The sequence below is a fragment of the Pueribacillus sp. YX66 genome (assembly GCF_041725775.1).
In the GTDB taxonomy this organism is placed as follows: domain Bacteria; phylum Bacillota; class Bacilli; order Bacillales; family UBA6769; genus Pueribacillus.
In genome coordinates this window covers 64,070-70,877 of sequence record NZ_JBEUEL010000013.1, presented here as the reverse complement: position 1 = coordinate 70,877, position 6,808 = coordinate 64,070, and the positions used below count along the sequence as shown (strand labels likewise).

The window sequence follows — 6,808 nt, the reverse complement described above, 5'->3', positions numbered from 1 at the left end:
GATTAATCGTGACGTAAGCTAAATTCGTTTTTCGTTCAACGAGGATATTTTCATAACTCATGTTTCGTTCTCCTTCCATTTTTAATTTCTTCCTCAACTAAAATTCTTTTTAGTAATTTTCCTACTGTATTGCGTGGTAAAGCCTCACGAATTTCAATTTCTTTCGGAACTTTGTAGCGTGTTAAATGTTCATAACAATGCTCTATTAGCTCTTCTTTACTCGCCTGTACCCCTTCTTTAAAAACGACGAATGCTTTTACTCGTTCTCCGCTATATTCATCAGGTATGCCGACGACTGCTACTTCTTTTACTGCTGAATGATCATATAGGACATCCTCTACTTCTTGTGGATATATATTAAATCCGCCTGAAATGATCATCTCTTTTTTGCGACCGACGATGTAAAAATAACCTTCTTCATCCATCGTCGCTAAGTCACCAGTGTATAGCCATCCGTCACGCAACGCTTCGGCCGTTTCTTCAGGCTTTTGATAATACCCTTTCATTACTTGAGGTCCTTTTATGATTAGTTCACCAATTTCACCGATGTTCACTTCATTGCCATGATCATCGACAACTTTACTGTCGGTTAACGGAATCGGGATACCGATGCTACCAACTTTACGCTTTGCGTGAATTGGATTTCGATGCGTTGAAGGTGACGTTTCAGATAACCCGTATCCTTCTAATATCGGAACACCGGTTATTTCTTTAAAACGGCGTAAAATTTCTTTTGGTAATGGAGCGGAACCGCTTGAGCACACTTTTAAACAATCAAGTCCGTACTCTTTGACATTCGGATGGTTGACGAACGCATTATACATCGTCGGAACGCCTGGGAAAAAACTAGGACGATATTTTTTTATAAGTTTAAGCACTTCATCAACTTGAAACTTTCGAATGATGAGAATCGCTTGCCCTGAAAAAATGGAAACGTTCATCGCCGCTGTCATTGCAAATACGTGGTAAAAAGGTGTCGCAGCAAGCGTTACTTCTTTTCCATCATCAAGAAGGTCACTATACATCGCATAACTTTGGATAACGTTTGCAAGTAAATTAAAGTGAGTGAGCATTGCACCTTTCATTTTGCCTGTCGTTCCGCCAGTAAATTGTATGACTGCTATATCTTCGTAAATATCTATTTCTTCATAGTTTGTAAGCGGTGTTGACTGAGCAATCATGTCATTTAAATAATAAGACGGTAAAGCCAACTCTACATTATCAGGTTGAGGATCTTCTGACAGAAATACTGCTTTTAGAGCATTAGTATTAATCTGGTTTAATGTGCTGCGATTCGAATCGTGCGTAACAATATATTTCATTTGCACATCATTTACAATGCCTTGAAGCTCTCTTACGGTATAAAGTGGGTTCACTTGCACAACGGTTGCGCCTAACATTTGTGTCGCATAGTAACTAACGATATAATCTGGATGGTTTGCGAGCATTAAACCGATGCGATCCCCTTTTTGAACACCGAGTTCTTTCCAAGCATTCGCTAATCGATCGACTTTTGCTTTTAATTCATGATACGTCACTTGCTTCCCGTCATAAATCATTGCCGTAGCATGAGGAAACTCGTAATACGTCTTTTCTAAAATTTGATATAAAGACCGATTCGGAATTTCTAGTAAGTTATTATTTTTCTCACTATAAAATTGCAACCACGGACGATTTGTTACTTTGTGCACATCTATCCCTCCCCTTTAGTGTATGTTCAAAAAGAAGAACAACGAGAAGCAAGGTCGACTAAATTCGTAACGTCAATACTAGCACAATCAAGGTAAACGCTACACTGAGCCATTTCCTTGAACAAAATACGCTAACCTCTGCAATTTAAGTACGTCGCCTAAAAACCTCACCTTCGGGACACGAGAGTGTTATTGTTTTAGGTTTACTCTCGGCACAGCATACTCTGTAGAGCATTGCTTGAGTCCTGTGAGAACGGTAGCACATCCTGTACATCGCAGGACGTGCATGTATTGAGCAGAGTAGCATTAATGCCTATACGTGAGCAGCGTAAGAGCAAGCTAATAAAGAAAACTTAGCTAGTACCAAGCTATTAAAGCACGGCCACTGCATAGTTTCCCTTATAAGTTCAACGATAAAATGCTAAGTTGAGACGTTACAAAGAGATTCGTAACCCGTCGTTTCTAGACTTTTTTGAACAAACTCTATTATAACTAAAGTGCTCCTACACTTATTATAAAGATGCTCCGCCATCAACTGCAATGATTTGACCAGTAATAAAATCGCTTGCTGCGCTTGCGAGCATTAATGCGACTCCTTTTAAGTCGTGCTCGCCTCCAATTCGTTTCATCGGGTTTTTCTCTTTAATGGCATCTCCGCGTCGCTCTAAAACGACCTTTGTCATTTTTGATGGAAAAAAGCCCGGTGCAATGGCATTGACAGTAATATTATGCTGTGCCCATTTTCGTGCAAGGTCTTTCGTAAAATGAACGACCGCACCTTTACTTGTGCTATAGCCAATTGCATTTAACACTTCAGGAGGTTCAGCTTTCAAACCCGCAACAGAAGCAATATTTATAATTTTTCCTTTCTTTTGTTCAATCATCTGTTTGCCGACCGCCTGTGACATAAGGAACGTACCTGTTACGTTCACGTTCATCACTTTTTCCCAAGCGTGCAGTGGCATATCTTCAACCGTTTCACCCCACGTCGTGCCACTATTATTAATAAGAATGTCAATCCGACCAAATTCTTTAATTACATTGTAAACAAGTGCATTTACTTGTTCGAGATTAGTAACATCACACGCATACGCTTTTGCGTTAGCTCCATTTTTTTGTAATTCTGTTACAGCCGCTTCACCGTTCTCAATTTTTCGTGAACAGAGGATAACCGTGCACCCTGCATCAGCTAATGCTGTTGCCATTTGTGTACCTAGTCCACCACCGCCACCAGTAATAATCGCTACTTTCCCTTTTAAATCAAACAAGTCATATGTATTCATTAACTTCCTCCACTCATCTACTTATATTAGAATCTAACCGGACAGCAATTGTTGTCCGGTTAATCCTTTATTAGTTTTCTTCTAACACGTTACGCGCAATAATTAAACGCTGAATTTCGTTCGTACCTTCATAAATTTTTGTAATTCGTGCATCACGATAAAAACGTTCAACAGGATATTCAGCGATGTAACCAATACCACCATGAATTTGGAGTGCCTTATCAGCGACACGATTGAACACTTCAGAAGCAAAAAGCTTCGCCATTGATGCTTCTTTAATCACTTTTTTCCCATCGTCAATCATTTCTGCTGCTTTCATCGTTAATGTTCGGGCAGCTTCTGTTTCTGTTGCCATGTCAGCAAGCATCCATTGAATCGCTTGATTTTTTGCGATCGGCTTTCCGAACTGCACGCGCTCTTTCGCATAACTGGCAGCAAGTTCAATTAGTTTATCACAAGAACCGACAGCTCTTGCAGCAAGACCGACACGTCCTTCACCTAAAATTTTTAGTGCAGAGACGTAGCCCATGCCAACTTCGCCGATGACATTTTCCTCAGGAACTTCACAGTCTTCAAATAAAATCTGGCTCGTATATGAACCGCGCAAGCCCATTTTTTTATCTGGTTTTCCAACAGAAAAACCTGGGAATTCTTTTTCTACGAGAAACGCTGTAATTCCTTTTGCACCTTTTGATTTATCAGTCACTGCAAACACGGTAAAAACATCAGCGACAGGTCCGTTCGTAATAAAATGCTTACCACCATTTAGAATCCATTTGTCACCTTTTTTCTCCGCTCGTGTTGACAAGTTTGTCGCATCAGAACCCGCTTCTGGCTCAGATAGCGCGAAAGCTGCAATTTTATTACCCGCCGCCATATCTGGCAAATATTTCTTCTTCAAATGTTCAGAAGCTAGTTTGACAAGCCCAGTGCTTCCGATTCCGGTATGTGCACTAATCAGTGAGACATAACCGTTATGCGTGCGACCGAGTTGTTCGAGCACGAGAGTTTTTCCAACCATATTTAAACCAATACCGCCATATTCCTCGGGAATACTCATCCCAAAAAGACCAAGTTCTTTCGCTTTTTCGATTAAATGTTCAGGAATTTTATCTTCATCTTCAATCTGTTGTGCGTACGGTTCGACTTCATTTTCGACGAAGTTTCGAACCATCGTTTTCATTTGCAACATTTCATCTGTAATATGTGACATTAATTATTCTCCTTTCAATGAAGTACATTCAAATTATTATGCAATTTTCGTGCCAAATTATTTACTTTGAAATTATGACGTTTTGTAAAATAGTAATGTTTTTAATCGAAACGTTTTCGCATTATATGATTCATTTTTGAATTAAATCACATTTAATTTAGCTAGGAATGTCACATATACAATGAGAAAAATAAGTCCACAAATGCAATGTAAAATATTCCAGCGGAATGATAACGTAAACACACGTATACGCGATAAACTACCTAATAAATGACTGACAGCGGTCATCGGTGAAACAGGTGTAGCTAATCCCCATGACCCAAGCAACAGGATAGCATAATATACTTTAGACATCCCAAGTTGCATCGGATCTACACTCGTAATATACAATGTAATTAACATAATCGGGTGAAATCCAATTAAACTAAACAAAATAATCGTAACTGCAATAAACAACGAAATACCAATTGTAAAATCTTGGAAAATTATGTTTAAAAACGTTGCGAGTCCATTTCCAAAATTCGTTTGACTTACTGCACCACTAAAGAAACCGGTTGTCAAAAATAACACTGTTTCTTTTTTAAACAGAGGAACTGTTTTTTTTACATATTGCTTACTTTCCGAAATGAGCATTGCGTATTTTCTTTTCAGTAGGAGCCAAATTGGTGGAAAGAAAAACGCCGTTAAAATAACGACTGTTGGCATCGTTAAGCTTGTCACCCGATCAATCAAAAATACGAATCCGATAATCGCTAACAACAATGAGAAAAGCTCGATAATTTTTTTCCAATTTACAGAAACTTCTTCACGAGTAAACTCGTCAATTGTGGTAGCTACTTCTTCGCTCGAATCGAGCATAGCAGATTGTTTTTTTTGTACGAATAAATCTACGATGATACTAACGATAAAACTAACGATGACAAACCCAAACAAATACGGAAGTGCAGTCGACCATTCTAGGTTTAATTGACTCGTCACAAGCGCCATGGCTGCAAAAAAAGGCGACCAGACAATCGCACTTGCAAAACCTCTAACTAATGCTGTCAGAACAAATCGTTTCTGTTTAACGACCGGATTATTAGAGCTTAAATAATAAAAAATTGTAACTGCGCCCATGTTCAATACGATTGCCATTCCATGTGTAAGCAACTGTGTAGCAGCAGTAAAAATTGTCGGGTTGTACAAATACTTAACATATAACTGTTGCAACGCTTCAATATATTGCTTTGATTTAACTGTAATGCCTAGCAGCGGTACAGATACGAGTAAAGCAACGAGGGTATGATTAATCGATACACTTTGCAGCCATATCTCAAATGAACTTCCTTTTACGGACAAAATAATAGCTCCGATTACAAACATAGCGATTGACATATATTTAATAAAACCATCGATTTGGAACAGCATGAATAGCGTAACGACGAATAAATAAATGCCGATTATTGTCGTTATCATTGGTCCGATTATAAATTGTCCAAGCAAATAAAAAAAAGTAATGCCAAGTACAAATCCACTTTGTAGTTTCCAGCTTCGCTCTGTAGCCGACTCTATCCTCTCCACAACTTCGTCTGCCTTTCTCTTTACATGTTGTTATAAGTTTTATTTACAAGGTTTAACAAAATTTAATTTTCTTTTACGTGAGTACGTCGTTATGATTGAAATCCTAGACGGCAGGCACAATCTATCGCTTTACAACATGTTGACCATTCTCTATAAAGAGGAGATTGCTATAAAGTGCTTGAGTGGCAGGAGTTTCAACGCTTAATTCTCTCCCTTTCTTTACGAAATAACCCGACAAAGATTCGATCTCCATTTGCTTACCGTGTAATCGATCTTGAAGCATCGATGGCTTATGTCCCCTCGCAAACTCAGCTTTCTTAAACGTAACGTCTAACATTTTCTCACCTAACGGAATGCCATTTTTGTTTGCCACTGCGAGCACCTCACGGCAAACTTGTTCCGCAGTCATTCGTAATTCTTCGTCATCTAAAATCTCTCCAACTGTGGCTTGAGATAATGCTGCAAGCGGATTAAACGTCGCATTCCATAACACCTTTTTCCATTTTGATTCCATTATCGAATCACTCATAGCTGTATCGATATTCGCCTCATTTAAAACATCAGCAATTTGCTGACACGTCGGTACACCTGCTTCATGTAACGCTCCGATAATTAACTTTACGACACCTTCTTGCTTGATGACACCTGGCTTTTCAACGTGAGAAGAAATATAAGTCGCTGCAGATAACACTCGTTCTTCGCCAAATATATCAATTAAAATTTCTTCATTATCCACTCCGTTTTGCAATGTTAAAATAATTGAATCGTCATTCCCTAACGATTTAATTTGTTCAGCGGTTGCCCTTGTGTCAGGAGATTTCACACAAAACAAAATGAGTGATGCATCTAGAAAGGACGAAAGGTCCTCTGTAAACACTCCGTGGATTGTCATTCGCTCATCATGATTTTCGATAATCGTTAAACCTGATTGTTTCATCGCTTCTAAATGCTTTCCTCTTGCCAAAAAAACGACATCGTGCCCTGCTTGTTTTAAGTACGCACCAAAATATCCACCGACTGCACCAGCTCCAGCAATTCCAATTTTCAAATGAATCCCTCTC

5 protein-coding genes are annotated in these 6,808 nt (G+C 38.9%); all 5 read right to left on the bottom strand.

Annotated elements, in window-relative coordinates; translation table 11 throughout:
* Positions 1–50: 50 nt before the first annotated feature.
* The 5 genes from ABU914_RS07850 to ABU914_RS07830 all read right to left on the bottom strand — a co-directional run bounded on the left by ABU914_RS07850 (position 51) and on the right by ABU914_RS07830 (position 6,795).
* Complete coding sequence (locus tag ABU914_RS07850; RefSeq protein WP_379669184.1) at positions 51–1,691, bottom strand: long-chain-fatty-acid--CoA ligase; 1,641 nt, start codon at positions 1,689–1,691, stop codon at positions 51–53.
* A 512-nt stretch (positions 1,692–2,203) separates the two neighbouring features.
* The gene (locus tag ABU914_RS07845; protein WP_379669183.1) at positions 2,204–2,974 is read right to left on the bottom strand and encodes an SDR family oxidoreductase; all 771 of its coding nucleotides are present in this window, start codon (positions 2,972–2,974) and stop codon (positions 2,204–2,206) included.
* Positions 2,975–3,044: 70 nt separating this feature from the next.
* Entirely contained in the window at positions 3,045–4,187 is a 1,143-nt protein-coding gene (locus ABU914_RS07840) for an acyl-CoA dehydrogenase family protein (RefSeq protein ID WP_379669182.1), read from the bottom strand.
* A gap of 141 nt (positions 4,188–4,328) precedes the next feature.
* Positions 4,329–5,747, bottom strand: coding sequence for a hypothetical protein (locus tag ABU914_RS07835; RefSeq protein WP_379669181.1), 1,419 nt, complete (start codon positions 5,745–5,747; stop codon positions 4,329–4,331).
* Between the two features lie 121 nt (positions 5,748–5,868).
* The gene (locus ABU914_RS07830; protein WP_379669180.1) at positions 5,869–6,795 is read right to left on the bottom strand and encodes a ketopantoate reductase family protein; all 927 of its coding nucleotides are present in this window, start codon (positions 6,793–6,795) and stop codon (positions 5,869–5,871) included.
* Positions 6,796–6,808 lie beyond the last annotated feature (13 nt).